1 protein-coding gene is annotated in these 573 nt (G+C 56.9%); it reads left to right on the top strand.

From position 1 onward, the window contains the following. Window positions 1–188: 188 nt before the first annotated feature. Window positions 189–573 (top strand): IS200/IS605 family transposase (gene tnpA, locus EXE42_RS16505; RefSeq protein WP_137707011.1); only part of this gene is annotated, 385 nt, incomplete at its 3' end.

Genomic DNA, 573 nt, shown 5'->3' with positions numbered 1-573 from the left:
ACTCATGTCGGGTTGACCACCCCGTGCGGCTATAGTCCCTGCGTGATAGAGTTGCGAGCGCATACCCCCGTCTTTAGGCGGGGGTCGAGCGGACAATAGCGTACATCTCCACCGACGACGCTACGGCTGGATTTCCCACCGATTCACCGCCGGTATTAAGATACGTTGCCCCATAGTGTGTGGCACGGATGAAGACCACACGTCACGCGACCTACAACCTCAACTACCACATAGTGTGGTTACCGAAGTACCGACAGTCGGTACTTGTCAACGAGGTCGCAGACCGTGTGCGAACCATCCTCCACGAAATAGCCGACGACAAGGGCCTCGAAATACTTGACCTGACCGTTCAGCCCGACCACATCCATCTGTTCGTTAGTAGCCCGCCGAAGCACGCCCCTTCTCTCCTCGCTAACTGGTTCAAGGGTATTTCCTCGCGGAAGTACAACCACCGCTACGCTGACCACGACGGTGAGAAAATCGGATGGGCGCGCGGATACTACGCAGGAACGGCGGGACACGTATCCAGCGAAACGGTCATGAACTACATCCAGAGGCACGAAGGGGACGATT

It is taken from the genome of Halorubrum sp. SP3 (assembly GCF_005435195.1).
In the GTDB taxonomy this organism is placed as follows: domain Archaea; phylum Halobacteriota; class Halobacteria; order Halobacteriales; family Haloferacaceae; genus Halorubrum; species Halorubrum sodomense.
Note: the sequence above shows the minus strand (reverse complement) of the source record. Positions and strands in the feature narration are given on the sequence as shown.